At 68.4% G+C, this 25,822-nt stretch carries 27 protein-coding genes; 16 read left to right on the plus strand and 11 right to left on the minus strand.

Features of this window, described 5'->3' with window-relative positions; genetic code table 11:
- The first annotated feature begins 71 nt into the window (after positions 1–71).
- A complete protein-coding gene (locus tag BLQ03_RS02725; RefSeq protein ID WP_281200988.1) occupies positions 72–2,048 on the plus strand; it encodes a protein meaA in 1,977 nt (658 codons plus the stop codon).
- A gap of 65 nt (positions 2,049–2,113) precedes the next feature.
- Here the strand turns inward: BLQ03_RS02725 and BLQ03_RS02730 are convergent, their stop codons facing one another.
- Positions 2,114–2,638 carry a fasciclin domain-containing protein gene (locus tag BLQ03_RS02730; protein WP_090752460.1) on the minus strand — a complete coding sequence of 175 codons (525 nt, stop codon included), beginning with the start codon at positions 2,636–2,638 and terminating at the stop codon, positions 2,114–2,116.
- Between the two features lie 198 nt (positions 2,639–2,836).
- Between BLQ03_RS02730 and BLQ03_RS02735 the strand changes: the two genes are divergently transcribed.
- Entirely contained in the window at positions 2,837–3,613 is a 777-nt protein-coding gene (locus BLQ03_RS02735) for an aldolase/citrate lyase family protein (RefSeq protein ID WP_090752463.1), read from the plus strand.
- A gap of 1 nt (position 3,614) precedes the next feature.
- Here BLQ03_RS02735 and BLQ03_RS02740 read toward each other — a convergent pair whose 3' ends face one another.
- A complete protein-coding gene (locus BLQ03_RS02740) occupies positions 3,615–4,196 on the minus strand; it encodes a peroxidase-related enzyme (protein WP_090752468.1) in 582 nt (193 codons plus the stop codon).
- Positions 4,197–4,416: 220 nt separating this feature from the next.
- On the opposite strand from BLQ03_RS02740, the gene ffh reads away from it, so the two are divergent.
- The 11 genes from ffh (at position 4,417) to BLQ03_RS02795 (ending at position 14,598) form a co-directional block, all read left to right on the plus strand.
- On the plus strand, positions 4,417–5,913 hold the full coding sequence (gene ffh, locus BLQ03_RS02745; protein ID WP_090752471.1) for a signal recognition particle protein: 1,497 nt from the start codon (positions 4,417–4,419) through the stop codon (positions 5,911–5,913).
- A gap of 106 nt (positions 5,914–6,019) precedes the next feature.
- Positions 6,020–6,316, plus strand: coding sequence for a chorismate mutase (locus BLQ03_RS02750; protein WP_090752473.1), 297 nt, complete (start codon positions 6,020–6,022; stop codon positions 6,314–6,316).
- Between the two features lie 25 nt (positions 6,317–6,341).
- Positions 6,342–6,767, plus strand: coding sequence for a 30S ribosomal protein S16 (gene rpsP / locus BLQ03_RS02755; protein WP_090752475.1), 426 nt, complete (start codon positions 6,342–6,344; stop codon positions 6,765–6,767).
- 63 nt (positions 6,768–6,830) lie between these two features.
- Positions 6,831–7,337, plus strand: a complete 507-nt coding sequence (rimM, locus tag BLQ03_RS02760) for a ribosome maturation factor RimM (RefSeq protein ID WP_090752478.1) — start codon at positions 6,831–6,833, stop codon at positions 7,335–7,337.
- Positions 7,330–7,686, plus strand: a complete 357-nt coding sequence (locus BLQ03_RS02765; RefSeq protein ID WP_090752480.1) for a hypothetical protein — start codon at positions 7,330–7,332, stop codon at positions 7,684–7,686. The genes rimM and BLQ03_RS02765 overlap by 8 nt, the downstream gene beginning before the upstream one ends.
- On the plus strand, positions 7,679–8,548 hold the full coding sequence (trmD, locus tag BLQ03_RS02770) for a tRNA (guanosine(37)-N1)-methyltransferase TrmD (protein WP_090752482.1): 870 nt from the start codon (positions 7,679–7,681) through the stop codon (positions 8,546–8,548). The genes BLQ03_RS02765 and trmD overlap by 8 nt, the downstream gene beginning before the upstream one ends.
- A complete protein-coding gene (gene rplS / locus BLQ03_RS02775) occupies positions 8,545–8,937 on the plus strand; it encodes a 50S ribosomal protein L19 (RefSeq protein ID WP_090752485.1) in 393 nt (130 codons plus the stop codon). Before trmD ends, rplS begins: the two co-directional genes overlap by 4 nt.
- 11 nt (positions 8,938–8,948) lie before the next feature.
- Positions 8,949–9,170 carry a 50S ribosomal protein L31 gene (rpmE, locus tag BLQ03_RS02780; RefSeq protein ID WP_090752488.1) on the plus strand — a complete coding sequence of 74 codons (222 nt, stop codon included), beginning with the start codon at positions 8,949–8,951 and terminating at the stop codon, positions 9,168–9,170.
- A 177-nt stretch (positions 9,171–9,347) separates the two neighbouring features.
- Entirely contained in the window at positions 9,348–10,124 is a 777-nt protein-coding gene (locus tag BLQ03_RS02785; protein WP_090752490.1) for a division plane positioning ATPase MipZ, read from the plus strand.
- Positions 10,125–10,213: 89 nt separating this feature from the next.
- Entirely contained in the window at positions 10,214–11,545 is a 1,332-nt protein-coding gene (locus tag BLQ03_RS02790; RefSeq protein WP_090752494.1) for an efflux RND transporter periplasmic adaptor subunit, read from the plus strand.
- Positions 11,542–14,598, plus strand: a complete 3,057-nt coding sequence (locus BLQ03_RS02795; protein ID WP_090752496.1) for an efflux RND transporter permease subunit — start codon at positions 11,542–11,544, stop codon at positions 14,596–14,598. Before BLQ03_RS02790 ends, BLQ03_RS02795 begins: the two co-directional genes overlap by 4 nt.
- 88 nt (positions 14,599–14,686) lie before the next feature.
- On the opposite strand, the gene BLQ03_RS02800 is transcribed toward BLQ03_RS02795, so the two are convergent.
- The 4 genes from BLQ03_RS02800 to BLQ03_RS02815 all read right to left on the minus strand — a co-directional run bounded on the left by BLQ03_RS02800 (position 14,687) and on the right by BLQ03_RS02815 (position 18,940).
- Positions 14,687–16,075, minus strand: coding sequence for a pyruvate dehydrogenase complex dihydrolipoamide acetyltransferase (locus BLQ03_RS02800; protein ID WP_090752498.1), 1,389 nt, complete (start codon positions 16,073–16,075; stop codon positions 14,687–14,689).
- A 12-nt stretch (positions 16,076–16,087) separates the two neighbouring features.
- A complete protein-coding gene (locus tag BLQ03_RS02805) occupies positions 16,088–17,506 on the minus strand; it encodes a pyruvate dehydrogenase complex E1 component subunit beta (protein ID WP_090752499.1) in 1,419 nt (472 codons plus the stop codon).
- A 10-nt stretch (positions 17,507–17,516) separates the two neighbouring features.
- Positions 17,517–18,560: a pyruvate dehydrogenase (acetyl-transferring) E1 component subunit alpha gene (gene pdhA, locus BLQ03_RS02810; RefSeq protein WP_090752501.1), complete on the minus strand. Its 1,044-nt coding sequence runs from the start codon at positions 18,558–18,560 to the stop codon at positions 17,517–17,519.
- 86 nt (positions 18,561–18,646) lie between these two features.
- Positions 18,647–18,940, minus strand: a complete 294-nt coding sequence (locus tag BLQ03_RS02815) for an FtsB family cell division protein (RefSeq protein WP_245688649.1) — start codon at positions 18,938–18,940, stop codon at positions 18,647–18,649.
- 157 nt (positions 18,941–19,097) lie between these two features.
- Here BLQ03_RS02815 and BLQ03_RS02820 point away from each other — a divergent pair, with 157 nt between their 5' ends.
- On the plus strand, positions 19,098–19,793 hold the full coding sequence (locus BLQ03_RS02820) for a DUF1523 family protein (protein ID WP_245688650.1): 696 nt from the start codon (positions 19,098–19,100) through the stop codon (positions 19,791–19,793).
- A gap of 52 nt (positions 19,794–19,845) precedes the next feature.
- Here BLQ03_RS02820 and BLQ03_RS02825 read toward each other — a convergent pair whose 3' ends face one another.
- The 4 genes from BLQ03_RS02825 to BLQ03_RS02840 form a co-directional block, all read right to left on the minus strand.
- Positions 19,846–20,400 carry a sugar O-acetyltransferase gene (locus tag BLQ03_RS02825; RefSeq protein WP_175558750.1) on the minus strand — a complete coding sequence of 185 codons (555 nt, stop codon included), beginning with the start codon at positions 20,398–20,400 and terminating at the stop codon, positions 19,846–19,848.
- Positions 20,400–20,759 carry an SUF system Fe-S cluster assembly protein gene (locus BLQ03_RS02830; RefSeq protein WP_090752503.1) on the minus strand — a complete coding sequence of 120 codons (360 nt, stop codon included), beginning with the start codon at positions 20,757–20,759 and terminating at the stop codon, positions 20,400–20,402. The genes BLQ03_RS02825 and BLQ03_RS02830 overlap by 1 nt, the downstream gene beginning before the upstream one ends.
- Positions 20,760–20,833: 74 nt before the next feature.
- On the minus strand, positions 20,834–21,583 hold the full coding sequence (locus BLQ03_RS02835) for a MipA/OmpV family protein (protein ID WP_175558751.1): 750 nt from the start codon (positions 21,581–21,583) through the stop codon (positions 20,834–20,836).
- A 60-nt stretch (positions 21,584–21,643) separates the two neighbouring features.
- The gene (locus tag BLQ03_RS02840; RefSeq protein ID WP_090752508.1) at positions 21,644–23,491 is read right to left on the minus strand and encodes an ABC-F family ATP-binding cassette domain-containing protein; all 1,848 of its coding nucleotides are present in this window, start codon (positions 23,489–23,491) and stop codon (positions 21,644–21,646) included.
- 213 nt (positions 23,492–23,704) lie between these two features.
- Between BLQ03_RS02840 and BLQ03_RS02845 the strand changes: the two genes are divergently transcribed.
- On the plus strand, positions 23,705–23,911 hold the full coding sequence (locus tag BLQ03_RS02845; RefSeq protein ID WP_090752510.1) for a cold-shock protein: 207 nt from the start codon (positions 23,705–23,707) through the stop codon (positions 23,909–23,911).
- Positions 23,912–24,056: 145 nt separating this feature from the next.
- Positions 24,057–24,479: a nucleoside-diphosphate kinase gene (gene ndk / locus BLQ03_RS02850; RefSeq protein ID WP_090752512.1), complete on the plus strand. Its 423-nt coding sequence runs from the start codon at positions 24,057–24,059 to the stop codon at positions 24,477–24,479.
- Between the two features lie 58 nt (positions 24,480–24,537).
- Here the strand turns inward: ndk and BLQ03_RS02855 are convergent, their stop codons facing one another.
- On the minus strand, positions 24,538–25,767 hold the full coding sequence (locus tag BLQ03_RS02855) for a cytochrome b/b6 domain-containing protein (RefSeq protein WP_090752514.1): 1,230 nt from the start codon (positions 25,765–25,767) through the stop codon (positions 24,538–24,540).
- Positions 25,768–25,822: the final 55 nt, after the last annotated feature.

Genomic DNA, 25,822 nt, shown 5'->3' on the forward strand with positions numbered 1-25,822 from the left:
CGCTTGTGCCGCGCTGCGGCGAGTTGACGGCGCATCATCCTGTCCCTTAACTCGCCTCAAGCGACAGATTCTTGCGAGAGGGGCGCCGCATGGCCCAGAAGGACAAACCCTGGCTGTTCCGCACCTATGCCGGCCATTCCACCGCTGCCAAGTCGAACGAACTGTACCGCACCAACCTGTCCAAGGGGCAGACGGGCCTGTCGGTGGCCTTCGACCTGCCCACCCAGACCGGCTATGACAGCGACCACGTGCTGGCGCGGGGCGAGGTCGGCAAGGTCGGCGTTCCCGTCTGCCACCTGGGCGACATGCGGGCGCTGTTCGACCAGATCCCGCTGGAACAGATGAACACCTCGATGACGATCAACGCGACGGCCCCTTGGCTTCTGTCGCTCTATGTCGCGGTAGCCGAGGAACAGGGGGCAGATGTCTCGAAGCTGCAGGGCACGGTGCAGAACGACATCATCAAGGAATACCTGTCGCGTGGCACCTACATCTGCCCGCCGAAGCCCAGCCTGCGGATGATCACGGATGTTGCGGCCTATACGGCGCAGCACCTGCCCAAGTGGAACCCGATGAACGTCTGCTCCTATCATCTGCAGGAGGCGGGGGCGACGCCGGAACAGGAACTCGCCTATGCGCTGGCGACGGGGATCGCGGTGCTGGATGACCTGAAAGGCAAGGTGGAACCGCAGGACTTCCCGGCGATGGTCGGGCGCATCAGCTTCTTCGTGAACGCGGGCATCCGCTTTGTCACCGAATTGTGCAAGATGCGCGCCTTCACCGAGCTTTGGGACGAGATCTGCCGCGAGCGCTATGGCATCGACGACGAGAAATACCGCCGCTTCCGCTATGGCGTGCAGGTGAACAGCCTCGGCCTGACCGAGCAGCAGCCGGAAAACAACGTCTACCGCATCCTGATCGAGATGCTGGCGGTCACGCTGTCGAAGAACGCCCGCGCCCGCGCCGTGCAGTTGCCTGCGTGGAACGAGGCGCTGGGCCTGCCGCGTCCCTGGGACCAGCAGTGGTCGCTCAGGATGCAGCAGATCATGGCTTACGAGACGGACCTGCTGGAATACGGCGACCTCTTCGACGGCAATCCGGTGGTCGCGGCAAAGGTCGAGGAACTCAAGGACGGCGCGCGGGCGGAACTGAAGCTGCTGGACGAGATGGGCGGCGCCATCGCCGCCATCGACTACATGAAATCGCGGCTGGTCGAGTCGAATGCCGCGCGGCTGAACCGGGTCGAGGATGGTGAGACGGTCGTGGTCGGCGTGAACCGCTGGCAGGGGGGCGAGCCTTCGCCCCTGACGGCAGGTGACGGCGGCATCATGGTCGTCGATCCGGCGGTGGAACAGGACCAGGTCGCCCGCCTGAACCAGTGGCGCCAGACCCGCGACAACGCGGCCGTCGAGGCCGCCCTGTCGCGCCTGCGCGCTGACGCCGAGGCTGGCCGCAACATCATGCCCGCCTCCATCGCGGCGGCGAAGGCAGGGGCCACGACCGGCGAATGGGCCGGCGTCATGCGGCAGGTCCATGGCGAATACCGTGGGCCGACCGGCGTGTCCCCGAACCCCTCGAACCGCACCGAGGGGCTCGAGCCGATCCGCGAGGCGGTGGACGCCGTCAGCACGCGGCTGGGACGGCGGCTCAAGTTCGTGGTGGGCAAGCCCGGCCTCGACGGGCATTCCAACGGCGCCGAGCAGATCGCCTTCCGCGCCCGGGACTGCGGCATCGACATCACCTATGACGGCATCCGCCTGACGCCTGAACAGATCGTGGCCGCCGCGCGCGACCAGCAGGCCCATGTCGTGGGCCTCTCGATCCTCTCGGGCAGCCACCTGCCGCTGGTCCGCGACGTCATGGAACGGATGCGGGCCGCGGGCCTCGGCCATATCCCCGTGATCGTCGGCGGCATCATCCCCGACGACGACGCCGCGCAACTGCGCGCCATGGGCGTGGCGCGGGTCTATACGCCCAAGGACTTCGAGCTGAACCGGATCATGATGGACCTGGTCGCGCTGGTGGACCCCGCCGCGCAGGCCGCCTGATCCCCGGCGCATGAAGAAAGGGGCGCACGCGGCGCCCCTTTCCCCTTCCTGCTGCACGCGGTGGCTTACGAGGCGGGCAGCAGAACTCCGTCGATCACGTGGACAACGCCGTTCCCGGCCTCCAGATCCGTGGCCGTCACGGTGACGGGCGTGCCGCCCGCGCCGCCGATCATGACCTTGCCGTCCATGCTGGTCACGGTCAGGCGGCAGTTGCCCAGCGTCGTGATCTCGGCGCTGCCATTGCCGTCGGCGATCATCTTGGTGACGTCCGCCGCCATCGCCTTGGCCTCGACCACGTGGCAGCCCAGCACGCCGACAAGCTGCTCCTTGTTCTCGGGCTTGAGCAGATCATCCAGCGCGCCTGCGGGCAGCGCCGCGAAGGCCGCGTTCGTGGGGGCGAAGACGGTGAAGGGGCCTGCGCCCTGCAGCGTCTCGGCCAGTCCGGCGGCGGTCACCGCCTGCACCAGCGTGGTGTGGTCGGGCGAGCCCACGGCGACGTCGACGACGGTCGCGGGGGCGTCCTGCGCAAGGGCGGCGCCCGCGCTGACGGCGAACAGGGCGGCGGCGGTGAAGGTCCGGGCAAGGCTCATGGTCATCTCCTGCAGGATAGATTGTTACGGTCGTGCCAGGATAACTGCGCGACCTCGCAATTCGGATCCGCCCCATCCGGTCAAGTTGGTGTGAATGTTCAGGAGCTTGCCGTGATCCGCCGCCTCGGCGAAGTTCCTGCTTGTGCCCGGCGCGGGCCTTTTCCATCCTCCACCCGCCCTGACCTGCCGGAGATTGCCATGCCCGCCCCCGAGAACCGCTTCAAATCCCGGCTTGCGGCGGGCGAGACCCTGATCGGCGCCTGGGTAGGCCTGGGCGACGCCTATGCCGCCGAGATCACGGCCACGGCGGGCTTCGACTGGCTGCTGATCGACGGCGAGCACGCGCCGAACGACCTCCGTTCCATCCTGTCGCAGCTGCGGGTGGTCGAGGGATCGGCCAGCGCCCCGGTCGTGCGCCTGCCGATGGGCGAAACCTGGGCCATCAAGCAGGCGCTCGACATCGGCGCGCAATCCCTGCTGATCCCGATGGTCGAAAGCGCGGCGCAGGCCGAACAGCTGGTCCGCGCCGTCCGCTATCCCCCGAACGGAAACCGCGGCGTGGGGGCGGCGCTGGCGCGGGCGTCTCGCTTTTCTGCGATCCCCGACTATCTGGCGACGGCGGACGCGCAGATCTGGCTGGGCGTGCAGGTGGAAACCCGCGCGGGCTTGGACGTCCTGGACGAGATCCTGACGGTCGAGGGCGTGGACGGCGTCTTCATCGGTCCCTCGGACCTGGCTGCCGACATGGGCTTTCCGGGGCAACTGGATCATCCGCTGGTCCAGCGCGCGATCCGCGCCGCGATCCGGGTGATCTGCGCCTCGGGCAAGGCGGCGGGCATCCTCTGGACCGACGAGGTGAATGCCCGCAACGCCGTGGCCGACGGTGCCCGCTTCGTGGCGACCACCATCGACGTGACGACCTACGCCGCCGCGATCCGGGATGCGGCGGCGCGGGGGCTGGCGCTGAAACCCTGAGTCAGCCTTGCCGGGGCACCCGCCCCAGCAGGAAGAACTCGTCATTCGGGGGGATGTCGGCCATGTTCACCAGCCGGTTCGACATCCCGAAGAAGGCCGAGATCGCGCCGATGTCCCAGATCTCGTCGGGGGTGAAGCCCGCGTCGATCATGTCCTCGTAATCGTCCTGGGTGATGTTGTCGGCATCCGTCGCCACCAGCTCGGCATAGTACAGCATGGCGTAATGCCGCTCGCTCAGGCCTGCCTTGCGCCAGTTGATCGCCACTTTGTCCGCGATCAGCGGGTCCTTGGCACGGATGCGCAGGATCGCCCCATGCGCCACCACGCAATACTGGCAGCGGTTCAGCCCGCTTGTCGCCACCACGATCATCTCGCGCTCGGCCTTCGACAGCCCCTCGTCCTTTTCCATCAGCGCGTCGTGATAGGCGAAGAAGGCGCGGAACTCGGCCGGGCGATGGGCCAGTGCCAGGAAGATGTTCGGGACAAAGCCCGACTTCTCCTGCACGGCGCGCATCATCTCCTGGATGTCAGGCGGCAGGCTGCGCAGGTTGGGGATCTCGAAACGGCTGATCGGCTGGTTCATGGTCTTCTTTCTGATCCAAATGCCCCGGAGGGTCGTGCAAGTGGCGCGGGGGGCAGGGCCCGTCCTTCCGGTTCCGGTTGACTCTCGCCCGTCAATCTGAAATGTCCACCCGGATTCCCGGAAGGTCAGCCTTCCGGTCCCCGCCTTGCCCGGGGATCGCCCCCCGTCAGCGCGGATGCGCCCACGGGGGCAAATGGTGTTTTCTTGCGGAGGGTCCGCGATGTTCGAGAGCCTGTCAGACCGCCTTGGCGGAGTCTTCGACCGCCTGACCAAGCAGGGCGCCCTGACCGAGGATGACGTCACCGCCGCCATGCGCGAGGTGCGCCAGGCGCTGCTGGACGCCGACGTCTCGCTGCCGGTCGTCCGCAGCTTCGTCCGCGCGGTCACGCAGAAGGCCACGGGCGCGGCCGTCACAAAGTCGGTCAGCCCCGGCCAGCAGGTCGTCAAGATCGTCCATGACGAACTCATCCGCACGCTGCAGGGCGAGGATGCGCCCGAGACGCTGAAGATCGACACGCCCCCGGCGCCGATCCTGATGGTTGGCCTGCAGGGCTCGGGCAAGACCACCACCACGGCGAAGCTCGCCAAGCGCCTCAAGGACCGCGAGAAGAAGCGCGTCCTGATGGCCTCGCTGGACACCAACCGCCCTGCGGCGATGGAACAGCTGGCCATTCTCGGCCAGCAGGTCGGCGTCGATACCCTGCCGATCATCAAGGGCGAGAACGCGGTCCAGATCGCCAAGCGTGCCAAGCAGCAGGCGACCTTGGGCGGCTATGACGTCTACATGCTCGACACCGCGGGCCGTCTGCACATCGACGAAGTGCTGATGGACGAGGTCCAGTCCGTCCGCGACGTGGCGAACCCGCGCGAGACGCTGCTGGTCGTCGACGGCCTGACCGGCCAGGACGCCGTGAACGTGGCGACCGAGTTCGACGCCAAGGTCGGCGTCTCGGGCGTGGTGCTGACCCGGATGGACGGCGACGGGCGCGGCGGCGCGGCGCTGTCGATGCGCCAGATCACCGGCAAGCCCATCCGCTTCGTCGGCGTCGGCGAAAAGATGGACGCGCTGGAAACCTTCGACGCCGAGCGCGTCGCGGGCCGCATCCTCGGCATGGGCGACATCGTGGCGCTTGTCGAAAAGGCGCAGCAGGTCCTTGAGGTCGAGCAGGCCGAGCGCATGATGAAGCGCTTCGCCAAGGGTCTGTTCAACATGAACGACCTTCGCAACCAGCTTGAGCAGATGCAGAAGATGGGCGGGATGCAGTCCATCATGGGCATGATGCCGGGCATGGGGAAGATGGCCAAGCAGGCCGAGGCCGCGGGCATCGACGACAAGATGATCCGCCGCCAGATCGCGCTGATCAATTCCATGACCAAGAAGGAACGGGCGAACCCCGAGCTTCTGCAGGCCTCCCGCAAGAAGCGGATCGCGGCGGGCGCGGGCATGGACGTGGCGGAACTGAACAAGCTGCTGAAGATGCAGCGGCAGATGGCCGACACGATGAAGAAGGTCAGCAAGATGGGCAAGGGCGCCATGCTCAAGCAGGCGATGCGCGCCATGTCCGGCAAGGGCGGCGGGCTGCCCGACCTGGGCGACGTCGATCCGGCCAAGATGGCCGAGGCCACCAAGATGCTGCAGGACCCCAAGGGTCTGGGCGGCCAGCTTGGCGGGTTGAACCTGCCCGGCGGCCTTTCGGGGCTGTTCGGCAAGAAATGACCAGGCCCTCCGCCCCTCTGCCGGTGATCGCATCCGGCCGGTTCATACCCTCCGTGCATCGGATGTGCATGGACCGTGCATCCCATGCACAGCCCGGATTCGCCCGGTGACCGACCCTGCCGCCCGCGCCGCAGAGTTGCTCGCCGAGCATCGCGCCAGCATCGACCGGCTGGACGCCGTTCTGGTCTTCACCTTGGCCGAGCGCTTCAAGCACACCCAGTCCGTCGGGCGGCTCAAGGCCCAGCACGACCTGCCGCCGTCGGACCCCGCGCGCGAGGCGCAGCAGATCGCCCGGCTCGAACGGCTGGCGGCCGAGGCGGATCTCGATCCGGCCTTTGCCCGCAAGTTCCTGAATTTCGTGATCTCGGAGGTCATCCGGCATCACGAGCAGTTCCAGAAATAACCGCCATATCCAAGGAGATAGACCTATGGCCATGAAGATCCGGCTCGCCCGCGGCGGGTCCAAGAAGCGCCCCCACTACGCCATCGTCGCGTCCGACTCGCGCATGCCGCGCGACGGCCGCTTCCTGGAGAAGCTGGGCACCTACAACCCGCTGCTGCCGAAGGACTCGGAAGAGCGGATCAAGATGGACATCGAGCGCGTGCAGTACTGGCTGGGCCAGGGCGCGCAGCCGACCGACCGGGTGGCCCGCTTCTTGGAAGCTGCCGGCGTGAAGGACAAGACCGAGCGCGCCAACCTCAAGAAGGGCGAGCCGGGCAAGGCCGCGAAGGACCGCGCCGAGAAGCGCGCCGCCCGCGAAGCCGCCGCCGCCGAGGCCGCGAACGCGCCTGCCGCGACCGACGAGACCGCGCTGGACGCCTCGGAATCGACCAGCGGCACCGAGTCGCCCTGATTCACGGGATCGGCGGGCGCACCCTCGCGCCCGCCCGTCTGACGCTCGGCAGGGGGCAAGCGCATGGCTGAACCGTCCAACCGCATCTGCGTCGGCGCCATTGCCGGCGCTTTCGGCGTTCGTGGCGAGGTGCGGCTGAAAAGCTTCTGCGCCGTCGCCGAGGACATCGCCACCTATGGCGAACTGACCAGCGAGGACGGCAAGCGCCGCTTCGCGGTCAAGCTGACGCGTCCCGTCAACGGGGGCCTCGGCGCCCGGCTGTCGGGCATCGAGACCAAGGAACAGGCGGACGCGCTGAAGGGCGCGACCCTCTGGGCCGACCGCGCGGCGCTGCCCTCGCTGCCGGACGACGAATTCTACCATGCCGACCTGATCGGGCTCGAGGTGATGGACACGGGCGGCGCGACCCTCGGCCGGGTGCGCGCAATCTACGATCACGGCGCGGGGGACATCCTCGAGGTTTACGGTTCCTCGGGCATTCTTCTGATCCCCTTCACGAAAGCGGCGGTGCCGACGGTCGATCTGGCCGCCGGACGCATCGTCGCAGACCCGCCCGTTTCGGATGAATAGGGTATCGTCGCGCCAGTGGATCGGGCGGGTGCTGATCTTCGCCAGGCCGCTGCTCGCGGGTCTCGGCCGGGCAGGGGCCTGGTCAGTGGGGTTGTTCGCACTGCTGGCCGTCTTCGGGCTTGTACTGGCCGCGCCCGGGGAAACCTGGCGCTCACCCTTCCATCTGGCCGGAGCCACGGCTCTGGCTACGCTAACCTGCGTCGCGTTGTACCTCGGCGCCGCCGCCCTGACCCGCAGCCTCGGCTGGTCCGGCAACTGGGGTGGGTTGGGCCCTCTGGCGCTGTCCGGTGCAGGCGCAGTCATGGCGGGCACCGACTGGTTCCCCATTGGCGGAGGCCGCGATGGCTGAGCCGCCCTCCCGCTCCCATGGCCGGGTGGCCGTGCGCCCCACGCTGCGGCCGCGCGACCTGATGGCGCCGCCCGAACTCGCGGGCGCCTGGACCGCGCAGGTCATCACCCTGTTCCCCGAGGCCTTCCCCGGCACGCTGGGCCTGTCGCTGACGGGCCGCGCGCTGACCGAAGGGCTGTGGTCGCTGCGCACGATCCAGCTGCGCGACCACGGCATCGGGCGGCACCGCAACGTGGACGATACCCCGGCCGGCGGCGGCGCGGGCATGGTCATCCGCCCCGACGTCATGGCCGCCGCCCTGCGCGAGGCGAAAGCTGCCGCGCCGGACCTGCCTGTGGTCTATCTTTCCCCGCGCGGCCGCCCGCTGACCCAAGGTCTCGCCCGCCGCCTGGCGCAGGGGCCGGGCGTCACCCTCATCTGCGGGCGCTTCGAGGGCGTGGACCAGCGCGTGCTGGACGCCTTCGACGTGACCGAAATCAGCATCGGCGATTACGTCCTGACCGGAGGGGAGATCGCCGCTCAGGTCTTGATCGACGCGACGGTCCGCCTTATACCGCGCGTGCTGGGGAATCAGGAATCTCTGGCCGAGGAGTCCTTTTCCCACGGCCTGCTTGAGCATCCGCAGTACACGAAGCCCGCCGAATGGGAAGGCCGCAGGATCCCGGATGTTCTTCTGTCCGGAAATCACGCGGCAATTTCGCGTTGGCGGAACGACGAGGCCGAAAGGCTGACAAAGGAACGCCGCCCCGACCTGTGGCGGGCATACCGCGACGGTATGGACCCGAACCGAAGGACGCAGCTCTCGGGCGCATCAGACCAATCGCGGAACCACCGCGAGCATGACGAGGATCAATCGCGATGAACCTGATCGCCCAACTGGAAGCCGAGCAGATCGCCTCGCTCGGCAAGACCATTCCCGACTTCAAGGCCGGCGACACCGTGCGCGTCGGCTACAAGGTGACGGAAGGCACCCGCACCCGCGTGCAGATGTACGAAGGCGTCTGCATCAGCCGCAAGGGTGGCGAGACCATCGGTGCCTCCTTCACCGTCCGCAAGATCTCCTTCGGCGAGGGCGTCGAGCGCGTCTTCCCGCTGTACTCGACCAACATCGACTCGATCGAGGTCGTGCGCCGTGGCCGCGTCCGCCGCGCCAAGCTGTACTACCTGCGCGATCGCCGCGGCAAATCCGCCCGTATCGCCGAAGTGTCCAACTACAAGCCGAAGGCCGCCAAGGCCGACGCCAACGCCTGAGGTCGCGCGCGATGAAAGCCGATACCCATCCCGAATACCACATGATCACCGTCAAGATGACGGATGGCACGACCTACCAGACCCGTTCGACCTGGGGCAAGGAAGGCGACACGATGTCCCTGGACATCGACCCGACCTCGCACCCGGCCTGGACCGGCGGCTCGGCCAAGCTGATGGACACCGGGGGACGCGTCTCCAGGTTCAAGAACAAGTACGCCGGCCTGGGCTTCTGATCCCCGGCACCGGAACCCGGAAGCGCCGCCCCGAAAGGGCGGCGCTTTCTCATGCGGCGGGGGCCATCGGCAAGGAACCGTCCAAGGGCGGCGATTGTCCACAGACGGGCGTCGGGACCGCCATGACTTGTCCCGCCCGGCCCGTTAGCCTTCCGCCGATCTGAAGCGAGGCGATTCGTGGCGCATATCATCGTTGTCGGCAACGAAAAGGGCGGCTCGGGGAAATCCACCACCTCGATGCATGTGGCGACCGCGCTGGCCCGCATGGGGCACCGCGTGGGGGCGCTGGATCTTGACGTGCGCCAGCGCAGCTTCGGCCGCTACCTGGAAAACCGCATGGCCTTCATGGACCGCGAGGGGTTGTCGCTGCCCACCCCCACGCTGGCCGAACTGCCGCGCGACGAGGGCGGGGACCCCCTGTCGGCTGCCGTGGCGGGGCTGGACCCGGACCACGATTTCATCGTCATCGACTGCCCCGGCTCGCATACGAAGCTGAGCCAGATGGCGCATACGCTGGCCGACACGCTGGTCACGCCGATGAACGACAGCTTCATCGACTTTGACCTGCTTGCCCGCATCTCGCCGCAGGGCGAGGTGCTGGGACCATCGATCTATGCCGAGATGGTCTGGTCCGCGCGCCAGTTGCGGGGCCAGGCGGGGGCGGGCCCGATCGACTGGGTGGTGCTGCGCAACCGCCTTGGCACGACCGAGATGCACAACAAGCGCAAGGTGGGCGAGGCGCTGACGCGGCTGTCGCGCCGCATCGGGTTCCGGGTCGCTGCGGGCTTTGCCGAGCGGGTGATCTTCCGCGAGCTGTTCCCGCGCGGGTTGACGCTTCTGGACCTGCGCGACATCGGCACGCAGAACCTGTCCATGTCGAACATCGCCGCGCGGCAGGAACTGCGCGACCTCTTGGTCGAGCTGCGTCTGCCCGGCGTCCGGGTCAACATCTAGGCACCATCGCGTCAACGCCTTGAACGCGGCCATTGTGGCGCGTCAGGGTGGCTCTTATGTGCCATCGGCACCAGAGAGACATCAGACCCATGCGGCGCCTTCCCCTTCTTGCAGCCCTGATCCTGCTTGTTCCCGGCCCGTTGCTGGCCATGGGCGGCGCCCCGCCCGAGGAACCGGCCGCCCCCGCCGCCACGGCCGTTCCGACCGTCACCGTCGAGCCTGCCGCCGTGACCGAGGTGCAGCGGCGCGTGCCGCTGTCGGGCACGCTGGTTGCGCGGGCCGAGGTGCAGGTTTATCCGCAGGTCGAGGGGCTCGAGATCACCTCGCTGGGCGCCGAGGCGGGCGACCGCGTGGAAAAGGGGCAGGAGCTTGCCCGCCTGTCGGATGCAACCGTGCGGGCGCAGTTGGCCCAGGCCGAGGCCGAACTGCAGCGCGCCACCGCAGGCGTCAGCCAGGCCGAAAGCCAGATTTCCAGCGCCGAGGCCGCGCTGACCCAGTCCGTCACCGCGCTGGAACGCGCCCGCAGCCTGCGCCGCAGCGGCAGCGGAACCCAGGCCTCGCTGGATCAGGCCATCGCCGCCGAGGCCGCCGCCCGTGCCGCCGCCACCAGCGCGCGCGAAGGGCTGGCCGTCGCCCAGGCTGCCGGGGCGCAGGCGCGGGCGGCGCGCGAGATCGCGCAACTGAACGTGGACCGCACGCGCATCGTCTCGCCCGTGGAGGGACGGGTCGCCAGCCGCAGCGCGCAACTGGGCAGCATCGCCTCGGCCGCTTCGGGACCGATGTTCACCCTGATCGCGGACGGCTCGATCGAGTTCCAGGGCGAGGTGATCGAGACCGACCTGCCCCAGCTGCGCCCCGGCCAGCCGGCCGAGCTTCAGGTCGCGGGCGTGGGCCGCGTCACGGGCCGGGTGCGCCAGTTGCCCGCCGCCGTGGACGCGACAACGCGGCTGGGCCTTGTCCGGGTCGAGCTGGATTACGACGAGCGGCTGCTGACGGGGCTCTTTTCCAGCGGCGACATCATCACCGACCGGCATGATGCGGTGACGGTTCCCGCCTCGGCGATCCTGGCCGATGCCTCGGGCTCGCGCGTGCAGGTCGTGGCGGACGGAGTCGTCGAAACACGGCCGGTGGACGCGGGCCTTCTGTGGCAGGAGCGGCGCGAGATCCGGGACGGCCTGGTCGCGGGCGAGACGGTGATCGCCCGCGCGGGCGCCTTCTTCACGAGCGGCGACCGGGTGAACGCGACGACCGGAGACCTGGACGCGCCTGCCGTGGCCTCGGTCCAGCCGGCCGCGCAACCGGTGGTCGCCGCGCCCGCGGCCGCGCTGGCCACCCCTGCCGCTGCGGCCACCATCGAGGCGGCGGTGCCGATCCCGACCGAGCCGGTGACCCCGGCGGCCCAGGCCGGGGTGCAGCCATGAACCTGTCCACCTGGTCCATCCGGCACCCTGTCCCGCCCATCGCCATCTTCCTGGTGCTGGTCGTGCTGGGGCTGGTCAGCTTCCTGCGCCTGCCGGTCACGGCCATGCCGAACGTGGACCTGCCGATCGTCTCGGTCACCGTCGCCCAGCCCGGCGCCGCCCCGACCGAGCTTATCTCGCAGGTCGTCCGCCCGATCGAGGACGCCATCGCCAATGTTCAGGGAATGCGCCATATCAGCGCCACCGCCTCGGACGGCTCGGCCAGCCTGACGGTCGAGTTCGAGCTGGAAACCGACAGCGACCGGGCGCTGAACGACGTCAAGGACGCGGTGGCGAGCGTGCGGTCCGACCTGCCGCAGTCCATCACCGAGCCGCTGGTCCGCCGCCTTGACGTGACGGGGATGCCGATCCTGACCTATGCGGTGGGCGATCCCACGCGGTCCATCGAGGGCCTGTCCAAGTTCGTGGACGACGTGATCGCGCGCGAGCTGACCACCCTGCGCGGCATCGGCCAGGTCAGCCGCATCGGCGGCGCCGACCGCCAGATCGAGGTCGCGCTTGACCCCGACCGGCTGCTGGCGCACGGGCTGACGGCGGCCGAGGTCTCGAACGAGCTGCGATCCCAGAACGTCAACATGGGCGGCGGGCGCGGCGACCTGGCGGGCACGGAATATTCCATCCGCACGCTGGGGTCCGCCGACACGGTGGCGCAACTCGCGGCGACCCCGGTGTCCATCGCGGGCGGCAAGACGGTGCGGCTGGACCAGCTGGGCACCGTCACCGACGGGCCCACGGACGAACGCAGCTTCGCGCTGCTGGACGGCAAGCCCGTGGTGGCCTTCGGCGTCTATCGCGCGACGGGCGAATCCGACCTGATGGCCGGCGACAACGCCAAGGAGCGGCTGGCCGAGATCGCCGAACGCTATCCCAACCTGACCATCACCCTAGTCGATGACACCACGACCTATACCGAGCAGTCCTACGAGACCGCGATGCACACGCTGTATGAAGGCGCGGCGCTGGCTGTCATCGTGGTGCTGCTGTTCCTGCGCAACTGGCGCGCGACGGTGATCGCGGCGGTTGCGCTGCCCCTGTCGGTGATCCCCACCTTCTTCGTCATGGACGCGCTGGGCTTCACCCTGAACGGGATCAGCCTGCTGGCGATCACGCTGGTCACCGGCATCCTGGTGGACGACGCGATCGTGGAAATCGAGAACATCGTGCGCCACATGCACATGGGCTCGCCCCCCTACCAGGCCTCAGAGGAAGCCGCGAACGAGATCGGCACCACCGTCATCGCGATCAGCTTCTCGATCGTCGCGGTCTTCGCGCCCGTGGGCTTCATGAGCGGGATCGCCGGGCAGTATTTTAAGCAGTTCGGCCTGACCGTCGCGGTGTCGGTCCTGTTTTCGCTGCTGGTCGCGCGGATCGTGACGCCCATGCTGGCCGCCTATTTCCTGCGCGGCGCGGGCCACCCCGAGGAGGAGCGTGACGGGCGCTTCATGCGCGGCCTCATGGCCGTGCTGCGCTGGACCATGCGGCACCGGGGGCTGACGCTGCTGCTGGGCCTCGGCGTCTTCGCGGGTTCGATCTATTCGGCCACGCTGCTGCCGACCGAGTTCATCGCCCCCGCCGATGTGGGCCGCAGCCAGATCGAGGTCGAACTGCCCCCCGGATCGACCGTGGACGACAACGAGGAGGTGACGCGCGCCCTGACCGCCCGCGTGGCCGCGATCCCCGAGGTGCAGTCCGTCTTCGTCATGGGAGGCACCTCGGAGCCCACCAAGTCGCGGCTGATGATCAACTATGGCAACAAGGCCAGCCGCGAGCGCACCCAGTTCGAGATCGAGGAGCAGTTGAAGGGCTTCCTCGCCGACACGCCCGACGTGCGGCTGAACTTCCAGAACGAAGCGGGGGCCAACGACCTGACGGTCAGCGTCCTGGGCGACACCGAGGAGGGCGCGGCGCAGGCCGCCGGGATGCTGGTGGCCGAGATGCGCGGGATGCCGGAACTGGAAAGCGTGACCTCGTCGTCCGCGCTGCAGCGGCCCGAGATCCAGATCACGCCGCATGTCGAGCGCGCGGCCCAGATGGGCGTGTCCACCGCCGCCATGGCGCAGACGCTGCTGGTGGCGACGCTGGGCGATTCCGAATCGAACCTGCCCAAATTCAACGCGGGCGACGAGCAGATCCCGATCATGGTCCGCCTGAACGAGGAGGCACGCGAGGACCTGCTGCAGTTGCGGAACCTGCGCGTGCCGTCCTCGGTCGGGCAGGTGCCGCTGGGCGCCGTAGCGGACGTGTCGCTGTCCGCGGGGGCCACGCAGATTTCCCGCTATGACCAGCGCTATCGCACCACGGTCTCGGCCAACCTTGCGGACGGGGCGATCCTGGGGCCGGTCGCGGCCAAGGTGCAGGCGGCGCAGGACCGGCTGAGCCTGCCGCCCGGGACCGAGTTCGAGGCCTCGGGCGACGCCGAGATCATGGGCGAGGTCTTTGGCGCCTTCGGCTTCGCCATGGGGGCGGGGGCGCTGCTGGTCTATGTCGTGCTGGTGCTGCTGTTCCACAACTTCGTGACGCCCATCAGCATCCTTCTGTCGCTGCCGCTGGCCATCGGCGGCGCGATCCTTGCACTTTATGCCACGGGCAATGCCATCGGCATGGCGGTGGTGATCGGCTTCCTGATGCTGATGGGGATTGTCACCAAGAACGCCATCATGCTGGTCGAGTTCGCGGTGCAGGCGATGGACGAGGGTGCCGCCAAGCGCGACGCGATCCTGGACGCCGTCCACAAGCGGGCGCGGCCGATCATCATGACCACCATCGCCATGGCGGCGGGGATGCTGCCTTCGGCCATCTCGACAGCGGAAGGGTCCGAGTTCCGCTCGCCCATGGCCATTGCGGTGATCGGGGGGTTGCTGCTGTCGACGCTGCTGTCGCTGCTGTTCGTGCCCTCGCTGTTCTCGCTGCTGCATGGCGGGCAGCAGCGGGTCGGCGGCTGGCTGCAGCGCCGCCTTGGGCTGAACCGGGCCGAGCCTTCTGCGGCGGAGTAGGGGGCTGCTTCCAGTCTTCCCGGAAACCTTCGAGTCAAGAAAGGGCGCCCTTCGGAGGCGCCCTTTCCCTTGGCGGCTGCGGGATGGCTCAGGCGAGCATCCCGATCGGGTTCTCGAGGTGGTTCACGATGGCGTCGAGCAACTGCGCGCCGAGGGCACCGTCGATGACCCGGTGATCGACCGACAGCGTCATGGACATGACGTTGCGCACGACCACCTCGCCGTTCTCGACCACGGGCGTCTGGATGCCCGCGCCAACCGCCAGGATCGCGCCGTGGGGCGGGTTGATCACGGCGTCGAAGTTCTCGATCCCGAACATGCCGAGGTTCGAGATCGCAAAGCTGCCGCCCTGGTATTCGTGGGGCGCGAGCTTCTTGGTCTTGGCGCGGGTGGCAAGGTCCTTCATCTCGGTCGACAGCGCCGACAGCGTCTTTTTATCGGCGTCCTTCAGGACCGGGGTGAACAGCCCGCCTTCGATCGCGACAGCCACCGCCACGTCCGAGGGCTTGAGCTTGATGATCCGGTCGCCCGCCCAGACGGCATTCGCATCCGGCACCTGCTGCAGCGCCAGCGCGCAGGCCTTGATGATGAAGTCGTTGACGCTGAGCTTGACGCCGCGGGACCCTAGCTGGCTGTTCAGCGTGCCCCGGAACTCCATCAGCGCGTCCAGCTTGGCCGACCGGCGCAGGTAGAAATGCGGGATGGTCTGCTTGGCCTCGGACAGGCGCGCGGCGATGGTGCGGCGCATCCCGTCGAGGGCGACCTCCTCGGTCTCGCGGCCTTCCAGCAGCTTGCGGACGGTCTCGTAACCCATGCCCTGCGGGGCGGCAGCGGCTTTGGGCGCCTCGGCGGTTGCGGCCTGCGCGGGGGCAGGGGCCGCGGCCTGGGTGGGCTGGGTCGCGGGCTTTGCGGCGCCGGGCTGGGCATTCTCGACATCGGCCTTGACGATCCGGCCCCTGGGGCCGCTGCCGGTCAGGCCTGACAGGTCGATCCCGCGTTCGGCCGCGATGCGGCGGGCGAGGGGCGAGGCGAAGACGCGCTCGCCCTTGTCCCTGGGCGGGGCAGCGCCGGGGGCAGCACCCGCACCGCCGTCCCCCGCGACCGGGGCGCCGATGGGACCGCCATAGCCCTTTTCGGCGGCGGCTTTTTCCTCGGCAGCCGTCGATGCGCCTTCCGCGCCGCCGAACGCGGCAGCCGGGGGCTTCGCCGCGCCTGCGGCGTCATCCACGCTTTCGCCGTCTTCGACCAGCACGGCGATGGGGGTGTTGACCTTCACCCCCTGCGTGCCCTCGGAAACCATGATCTTGCCGATCACACCCTCGTCCACGGCCTCGAACTCCATCGTGGCCTTGTCGGTCTCGATCTCGGCCAGGATGTCGCCGGATTTCACCGTGTCGCCCTCTTTCACCAGCCACTTGGCCAGCGTCCCTTCCTCCATCGTCGGGGACAGGGCGGGCATCAGGATCTGCGTTGCCATCTGTCTTTCCCCTTACCGATAGGTGACCTTGCGGACGGCCTCGACCACCTCGTCCGCCGTGATCAGCGCGAGGCGTTCCAGGTTCGCCGCATAGGGCATGGGCACGTCCTTGCCGGTGCAGTTGATCACCGGGGCGTCGAGCCAGTCGAAGGCGTTCTCCATGATCCAGGCCGACAGGTGGTTGCCGATGGACCCCACGGGGAAGCCTTCCTCGACCGTCACCACGCGGTTGGTCTTCTGCACCGACTTGAGGATTGCCGGATAGTCGATGGGACGCAGGGTCCGCAGGTCCAGCACCTCGGCGTCGATGCCGTCACCCGCCAGTTTCTCGGCCGCTTCCAGCGCATGGGCCATGCCGATGCCGAAGCTGATGATGGTGACGTCGCGGCCCTTGCGGGCGACGCGGGCCTTGCCGAAGGGAATGGTGAAGTCGTCCATCTGCGGCACGTCGAAGCTGCGGCCGTAGAGGATCTCGTTTTCAAGGAAGATCACCGGGTTCGGGTCCCGAATCGCGGTCTTGAGCAACCCCTTGGCGTCGGCCGCGGTATAGGGCTGCACGACCTTGAGGCCGGGGATCGCCGCATACCAGGCGGCGTAGTCCTGGCTGTGCTGGGCCGCCACGCGGGCGGCGGCGCCGTTCGGGCCGCGGAAGACGATGGGACAGCCCATCTGCCCGCCCGACATGTAAAGCGTCTTGGCCGCCGAGTTGATGATGTGATCCATCCCCTGCATGGCGAAGTTGAAGGTCATGAACTCGACGATGGGGCGCAGGCCCCCGAAGGCCGCGCCAGTGCCGATGCCGGCAAAGCCCATTTCCGAGATTGGCGTGTCCACGACCCGGCGGGGACCGAAGCGGTCCAGAAGCCCCTGGCTGATCTTGTAGGCGCCCTGGTATTCGCCGACCTCCTCGCCCATCAGGAAGACGGTCTCGTCGCGCTCCATCTCCTCGGCCATGGCCTCGCGCAGCGCCTCGCGCACCGTCATCTGCCTGACGGTCGTGCCCTCGGGCCAGTCGGGGGATTCGTCGGGCTCAGGGGTGCTGACCTGCTCGACGGCGGATTTCGCGGCGGCGGGGGCGCGTTCGGGCGCCTCGCCAGTTTCGTCCTTGCTGGCCTCGCCCTGGCCGGGCTGGGCCAGCGGCTCGGCGGCCTGAGGGGCAGAGCCCTGGGGCGCGGCGTCGGCGGATTCGCCGTCGGCCACGAGGACGGCGATCGGGGTGTTCACCTTCACCCCCTGCGTGCCCTCGGACACCAGCAGGCGACCCACGGTGCCCTCATCGACCGCCTCGAATTCCATCGTAGCCTTGTCGGTCTCGATCTCGGCCAGGATGTCGCCGGATTTCACCGTGTCGCCTTCCTTGACCAGCCACTTGGCCAGCGTCCCTTCCTCCATCGTCGGGGACAGGGCGGGCATCAGGATTTCGGTTGCCATGCGTCAGCCCTCACACGTTCACGTCTTCGGCCGTCTTCTGCGGCGCGTCGTCGGCATAGATGTCGGTCCAGAGCTCATCGAGCGGCGGCTCGGGGCTTTCGCGGGCGAAGTCGGCCGAGTCGTTGACGATGTCCTTGATCTCCTTGTCGATGGACTTGAGATCATCCTCGCTGGCGTGCTTCCCGGTCAGCAGCAGGTTGCGGACGCTTTCGATCGGGTCGCGCTCGTCGCGCATCTTCTGCACCTCCTCGCGCGTCCGGTATTTCGCGGGGTCCGACATGGAATGGCCGCGATAGCGGTAGGTCATCATTTCCAGGATGTAGGGCCCGTTGCCGGCGCGGCAGTGCGCAACCGCCTTTTCGCCCGCAGCCTTGACCGCCAGCACGTCCATGCCGTCCACCTGCTCGCCGGGGATGCCAAAGGCCTCGCCGCGGCCGTAAAGCGTCGTGGACCGGGTGGACCGCTTCATGCTGGTCCCCATGGCATACTGGTTGTTCTCGATCACGAAGACGACCGGCAGCGCCCAGAGCTCGGCCATGTTGTAGGTTTCATAGACCTGGCCCTGGTTCGAGGCGCCGTCGCCGAAATAGGTGAAGGTGACGTTGTCGTTGCCCTTGTACTTGTCGGCAAAGGCAAGGCCCGCCCCCAGCGGCACCTGCGCGCCCACGATGCCGTGGCCGCCGTAGAAGTGCTTTTCGCGGCTGAACATGTGCATCGAGCCGCCCTTGCCCTTGGAATAGCCGCCGATGCGCCCGGTCAGTTCCGCCATGACACCCCGCGCCTCCATCCCGCAGGCGAGCATGTGGCCATGGTCGCGATAGGAGGTGATGCGCTTGTCGCCGTCCCTGGCGGTGGCCTCCAGCCCCACCACGACGGCTTCCTGGCCGATGTACAGGTGGCAGAAGCCGCCGATCAGGCCCATGCCGTAAAGCTGGCCGGCCTTTTCCTCGAACCGGCGGATCAGCAGCATGTCGCGGTAGTATTTCAACAGCTCGTCGCGCGAGACATTCGCGGACGCGGCTGGCGCGGCAGTCTCGGTCGGCTTTCTGGCCATCTGCATCCTCCGGCGCAAGTAGTTCAACGTTGAACTAAACTTACGGCGGGGTGCCGGAGACGCGCAAGCCGATTTCTGACGTGGCGTCAGCGAACGATCAGCTCGTCGGCGCGCACCAGCCCAAGAACGTCGCGGGCGCGCTCATCCAGCAGTTCGAGGTCGAGATACTGGTCCGACAGGCGGCGCGTCAGGTTGCGCATCCGCTCCACCTCGGCCTGCAGGCGGTCGCGTTCGGCCACGAGCTCGGCCGTCTCGGCTTCAAGCTGCACGCGGCGCAGGATACCCGAAGGGCCCTGCACGGCGGCGAAGGCGAAATACAGCGACAGCATCAGCGCCGCGAAGAAATAGATCAGCGCGCCGATGGGCAGGGTCCTGGTCACGGTCGATGGCCTCGTGTCTTTTCGCCCATCATGGCACGCCCCGGCGTCAAGCGGAACGGCGGGCGAGGCAGCGCCGTTCTGCCATGAGGCGAGGCGGGCGTTTCCCTTGCGCGCCGTCGCGTCTATGGTCCCGCCACCCGCAGCCGAGGAGAGCCCCATGTCCATGCGCAATGTCCAGGTCGTGCTGGGGGTGCTGTTCGGCGTCGCGGTCTTCCTGTTCCTCGACTATGCGCTGCCCTCGCGCGAGACGGTGCGGATCACCAACACCTACAACAAGCTGACCGACCTGAACTGGAGCAACCGGCTCTTCTATGCCTCGCCCCGCACCGGCACGGTCGAGAACGCGCAGGGATCGCGCGACGTCCGCTTCATCGACACGGTGCGCCCGAACGGCAAGCCGCTGGTTTACCGCAACGAGGACACGGGCCTGATCTGGCCGCCCTATTTCAAGTACGACAGCTCGAACCTGCATGCGGTCGCGGGCGACCTGCGGTCCACGGCGGACAACCCGCGCTGGGTCAGCGTCACCTCCTACGGCTGGCGCAACGACCTGCTGACGATCTTTCCCAACGCGATCTCGATCACCCCCGTCGCGGGGCCGGGCGAGCGGCCGACGAACTGGCCCGCGCTGATGATCCTGGTCATCCTCGGGGTGCTGCTGGCGCTGTTCTGGCGTGCCTGGAACCGCTTCCGCGAGGCCCGCATCTCGCCCGCCGTGACACGGGCCGAGCGGCGGCTGCAGCAGATGGACGCCCGCGCCGACCGTGCGCGCGACCGGCTGGGGGCCGAGGCGCGCGAGGCGCGGGGCCGCTTCCGGGGCTGGGTGCAAAGCTGGCGTCCGCCCCGTCGCTGATCCCACGCCAAGGGCCGCAGCGGGTATCCGGGTCAGACGAGGCCGTCGGCTCTCAGATGAACGGGGGCTTCGAGGCGATCGGCCGGGCCGGGTTGCTCGCGACGGTGGTCCTTGCCGGCACGTCACGCGTCACGACCGCGCCCGCGCCGATGATCGCGCCCGCGCCGATGGTGACGCCCGGCAGGACAAGCGCGCCCGCGCCGATCCAGACATCGTCGCCGATGGTGACAGGACGGCCCGACTCCTCGCCCGCCGCGCGGCGATGGGCCTCTCGGGGGTGGTCGGCGGTCAGGACCTGCGCCATGGGTCCGACCTGGACGCGGGCGCCAAGGCGGATCTCGGCCACGTCCAGAAAGACGCAGCCGTAGTTCAGAAAGCAGCCCGGGCCGAAATGGATGTGGAGGCCGTAGTCCACGTAAAAGGGCGGGCGGATCACCGCGCCGTTCCAACTGCCCAGAAGGTCCGACAGGATGCTGCGGTCGTCGCCGTCGATGGTGGCGTTGTAGCTGCGCATCAGGTCCTGCGCGCGGCGACGCAGGGCGGCAAGTTCGTTGTCCTCGGGATCATAGGGCAGGCCGGCCAGCATCGCCCGGCGGGCAGGCCCCATCAGATGAAGCCGAGTTCCAGCCGCGCCTCGTCCGACATCATCTCCATCCCCCAGGGGGGCTGGAAGACCATGTCCACGTCCACCTGCCGGACGCCGGGGATGGCATTGACGGCATCGGCGACCCAGCCCGGCATCTCGCCCGCCACGGGGCAGCCCGGCGCGGTCAGCGTCATCAGGATGCGCACCGCGTTCGTGTCGTCGATGGCGATCGTGTAGATGAGGCCAAGGTCGAAGATGTTGACCGGGATCTCCGGGTCATAGACCGTGCGGCAGGCCTCGACCACGCTGTCGTACAGCGGATGGTCGGTGGTCGAGGGCGCGATCAGCGGCTCGCCCTCGGTCGGCTGCGTCTGATACATGGGTCGGCCTCCGTCTCGGGTTCGTTCCCGCATATAGGGGCTGGCGGTCCGGGACGAAAGACCATGAGGGCAACTCAGAACCGCAGGCTGAAGCGGTTGACGATGCCCAGCCGCAGCGCGGGCTGGTTCTTTTCCTCGACAAAGGGCGCGTCCGCCGCGTCGCCCGTCAGGCGGGAATATTCCGCCTCGCCCACGACCGCGAGGGTGGGGGTCAGGGCGTAGCGCGCCTCGAGGCTGGCGCCGACGGCGTAGAAGCCGCCATCGGGCGAATAGGCCTCGTAGCCGCTGCGGGCCGATTCGCCCTCGGTCACGCCGAAGAAGGTGCGGGTGAAGTGCTCGTCGCCGAACTTGCCCTCGATCCCCGGCCAGAGGGTCAGGCGCTCGTTCGGGGCGATGCGGTATTTCGCGCCGACCGCGCCCACCAGCCCGTCATGACCGCCGAAGCCCTTGCGGACGACCAGGTAGCCGCTGGCCGGGCCACGGGTATAGCGGAAGCGCACGCCCGCCTCGATCGTGCGGTCGATGTCGTCAAGGCCCGTCAGCGCCTCCGAATCGCCCGGATCGCGCCCGCCGCGCCAGTTGAAGGTCGGCACGACCCGCAGGCCGTCGGACGAGCCGTCGCGCGTCGCCGGCTGGCCCGGCGCGGTCACGTCGAAGTTGCGGAAGATGATCCAGGGCGAGGCTTCCATGTCCTTCGAGCCCAGCCAGTCCGGCTCGGTCTCGGCGCCAAGGCCGATGTCGGCGGCAAGGCCCCAGCCCTCCTGCGCCTGGGCGGCGGGCGGCAGGGCAAGGGCGGCAAGAAGCAGGGGGAGGCTGGCGCGCATGGGGATGTCTCCGGGATTCGGGTCAAGCATTCGTCGGCGGGCGACTCCGCGCAAGGGCGTTCAGCCGCGCTCGGCGGCCTCCAGCCGTTCCAGGGCGTCCATCCACAGGGCCTCGGCGCGGGGCAGGGCCTCGGCGGCCTCGGCGTGCTTGCGGCCCCATTTCTCGGCCTCGGCCGGGTCGTCGTAAAGCGCGGGGTCGGCCATCTTCTCGCTGATCTTCGCCATCATGGCGGTCAGCTTCTCGACCCGTTCCTCGCCGCGGCGCACCTCGGCCCGTAGATCCAGGATCTCGTCGCGGCTGGCCTTCTTCGGCGCGGGTTTCGGGGTTTCCTTCGGACGCTCGGGCTCGTCCGTGGTCAGCAGCGACTTGCGGTAGGTTTCGAGGTCATTGGGATAGGGTGACACTGCGCCCTCGACCACCAGCCACAGCCGGTCGGCGACCAGTTCCAGCAGGTGCATGTCGTGACTGACCAGCACCACGGCGCCGGTATAGTCGTTCAGCGCCTCGGTCAGCGCCTCGCGCGATTCGATGTCGAGGTGGTTGGTCGGCTCGTCCAGCACCAGCAGGTGCGGCGCGTCGATGGTGGCCAACAGCAGCGACAGCCGCGCCTTCTGGCCGCCGGAGAGGGCGCGGACCTTGGTTTCCGCCTGCGCCTCCATCAGGCCGAAGCCCGCAAGCCGAGCGCGCAGGCGGGCGGGCGGCTCGTCGGGCCGCAGGCGGCGGACATGGTCCAAGGGGGTTTCGTCCAGATGCAGTTCGTCCACCTGGTGCTGGGCGAAGTAGCCCACGCGCAGCCTGGACGAGCGCGCCACCTTTCCGTCCATCGCGGGCAGGCGGTCGGCCAGCAGCTTGGACAGCGTGGACTTGCCCTGCCCGTTCCGGCCCAGCAGCGCGATCCGGTCGTCCTGGTCGATCCGCAGGTTCAGCCGCCGCAGCACCGCGCGGTCGCCGTAACCCACCGAGACGCCGTCCAGCGCGAGGATCGGCGGAGAAAGCTGGTCGGGCTGGGGGAAGGTGAAGCGGTGGAACTTCGCCTCCTCAGGCGCGGTGATCGGCTCCATCTTCGCCAGCGCCTTCAGGCGGGACTGCGCCTGCGCGGCCTTGGTGGCCTTGGCGCGGAAGCGGTCCACGAAGCTTTGCAGGTGGGCGCGGCGGGCCTCCTGCTTCTTGGCCTCGGCGGCCTGAAGCGCCCGACGCTCGGCCCGGATGCGGGCGAAGCTGTCGTAACCGCCTGCATAGAGGTTCAGCTTGCGGTCCTCGAGATGCAGGATCGAGCCGACCGCGCGGTTCAGCAGGCCCCGGTCGTGGCTGATGACGATGACCGTGTGGGGATAACGGGAAAGGTAGCCCTCCAACCACAGCGCGCCTTCGAGGTCGAGGTAGTTCGTCGGCTCGTCCAGCAGCAGCAGGTCGGGCTGGGCGAACAGCACTCCCGCCAGCGCCATGCGCATCCGCCAGCCGCCCGAGAAGTCGCCCGTGGGCCGCGACTGGTCCTCGGTCGAGAAGCCCAGGCCCTGCAGGATGGATGCGGCGCGGCCTTCCGCCGACCAGGCGTCGATGTCGGCCAGCCGCGTCTGGATATCCGCGATGCGGTGGGGGTCGGTGGCCGTTTCCGCCTCGGCCATCAGAGTGTGGCGTTCGGTGTCGGCGGCCAGCACGGTGTCCAGCACGGATATGTCGGTCGCGGGCGATTCCTGTGCGACGCCCCCGATGCGGGCGCGGGCGGGCAGGCCGATCGTGCCGCCATCCAGCGTGAGTTCGCCCCGGATCAGCCGGAACAGCGTCGTCTTGCCGGCGCCGTTCGGGCCGACAAGGCCGACCTTGTGCCCCGTCGGAATCACCGCCGAGGCGTGGTCGAACAGCGGCCGTCCCGCGATGGAATAAGAGATGTCGTCGATGCGCAGCATGGGCGGGGCTTGCAGCAGCCGCGTAGCTTCGTCAACGCGGCTGATCGGCTTCGGGCGAATATCCTTGTTGGAAGGCCCGACCTCGCCTATATGGGGCGGGCAACGTTTTTCTATCTGCTCTCTGTCTCCGTCTACCGGCTTCAGTATGCTGCTATGACTGACTGCGCCGGGCCATCGCATTTCCGCGGATGGCGAATGACAGGAGATCTCACGATGGCCAACGGCACCGTGAAATGGTTCAACTCGACCAAAGGCTTCGGCTTCATCCAGCCGGAAAGCGGCAACCGCGACGTGTTCCTGCACATCTCGGCGCTGGAGCGCGCCGGCCTGCAGGCCCCCGCTGACGGTCAGAAGGTCACCTTCGACCTGGAAAAAGGCCGCGACGGCCGCGAATCCGCGATCAACATCCGCTTCGTCTGATCGGACGCAGCGACGGACATCGAAAGGGCGGGCCTGCGGGTCCGCCCTTTTCCGTTCGGGCGCGGCTGTCGGCGCGGGGTTTCCTTCGCGCAAGACCCATGCTAGCCGCCCGGCCGATCAGACAACCCCGGACCCCGAGGACATCATGGCCATCGAACGCACCCTTTCCATCATCAAGCCCGACGCCACCCGCCGCAACCTGACCGGCAAGATCAACGCCAAGTTCGAGGACGCGGGCCTGCGCATCGTCGCGCAGAAGCGCATCCACCTGTCGCCCGCCCAGGCCGGCAAGTTCTACGAAGTCCACAAGGACCGCCCCTTCTATGGCGAACTGGTCGAGTTCATGGCCTCGGAGCCGGTCGTCGTGCAGGTGCTGGAAGGCGAGAACGCCATCGCCAAGAACCGCGAAGTGATGGGCGCGACCAACCCGGCCAATGCCGATGCGGGCACCATCCGTAAGGAATTCGCCCTGTCGGTCGGCGAGAACTCGGTTCACGGCTCGGACGCGCCGGAAACCGCCAAGGAAGAGATCGCCTTCTTCTTCTCGGGCCTCGAGCTGGTCGGCTGAACGCCTGATCCCATTCGATGCGAAGGCCGCCCTTGGGGCGGCCTTTTTCGTTCGGGCCTCAGCCGCGGGTGGCCATCAGGTCGATTGTGACCACAACCGGGAAGGCCACCGTGCTTTCATCCGCGTAAGTCGCGCCCACGCCGAAGTCGCGGCGATCCAGCGTCAGGGTCCCCTTGGCGGTCGGCTGGTCGCCCTCGATCGTCAGGTCGAAGGGCAGGGTGGCAGGTTGCGCCTGTCCCGCGATGGTCAGCGTTCCGGTGGCTTGGTGCGCCGTGCCCCCTTCGGTGGTGCGGGCGATCTGCCCTTCGAAGCGGGCGGCCGGGAAGGCTTGGGCGTTCAGGAAATCCGGCCCCGTCGCCATGCCGCTGACTGCGCCCAGGGTCAGCGAGGCGATGTTGACCTCGGCCATGACCTCGCCGGTGCCGGTCGCCTCGTCATAGGCGATGGTGGCGGTCCAGGTGCCGAACTGCCCCTCGACCGGAACGCCCGCCTGGGTGACCGAAAGGCCGAGCGTGCCGGATTGGACCGTCCAGGCCGAAGCCGCCGTTTCCGCGGGCGCGACGGAGGCAGGCGCCTGCTGGGAGGCTTGTTCGAGAATCGCTTCCGGCGCCCTTTCAGTCGTGGCGGCCCAGGTGGCCAGCCCGCCCCAAAGCGCCAGCGCCACCAGCGGCGGCAGCCAGCGGTGCCGGTGCGGGTGGCGCGGCGGCTCGGGCACAAGCGCCGCGTTGCCCGCCATGCGCGCCAGCGTCGCATCCCGGTCGATGATCGTGTGCTTCAAGGCGCCGCCGATGTGCAGCGCGATCAGCCCCGCCAGCAGCCACCATCCGTTGACGTGGAAAGCGGTGAAGCGCTCGGACAGTTCGGCGTCCTGCGGCACCCCCGGCAGGCGCTGGCCGAAGGGCCACAGGATATCGGCAAAGCCCCCGCCCGGTGCGGCCGAATGCAGCAGCCAGCCCGCCAGCGGCATCAGCACCATGCCGCCGTAAAGTGCCCAGTGGACGGTCGAGGCGACGAAGTTTTCCAGCCGGCGCTCCGGGTGCAAGGGCCTCGGGTGGCCCTGCACCAGGACCCAGACAATGCGGGCCAGCGCCAGGAACAGGACGGTGATGCCCACGGTCTTGTGGATCGAGAAGACCTCGACCATCCGCGCCAGGGTCTGCGCTCCGCCGGCGCGGAAGCTTTCGGCGTAAAGGCCCAGGGCGATGGCTGACAGGATCAGGACGGCGATGGTCCAGTGCAGGAAACGGTGGACACTGCCATAGGCGCGCGAGGTGTTGGCTGCGGGCATCGCTCTCTCCTGCCGTTGCGGGATCGCCGTGACCGGGCTATCCCAACGCAAAGCA

The sequence above is a fragment of the Paracoccus chinensis genome (genome assembly GCF_900102885.1).
Taxonomy (GTDB): domain Bacteria; phylum Pseudomonadota; class Alphaproteobacteria; order Rhodobacterales; family Rhodobacteraceae; genus Paracoccus; species Paracoccus chinensis.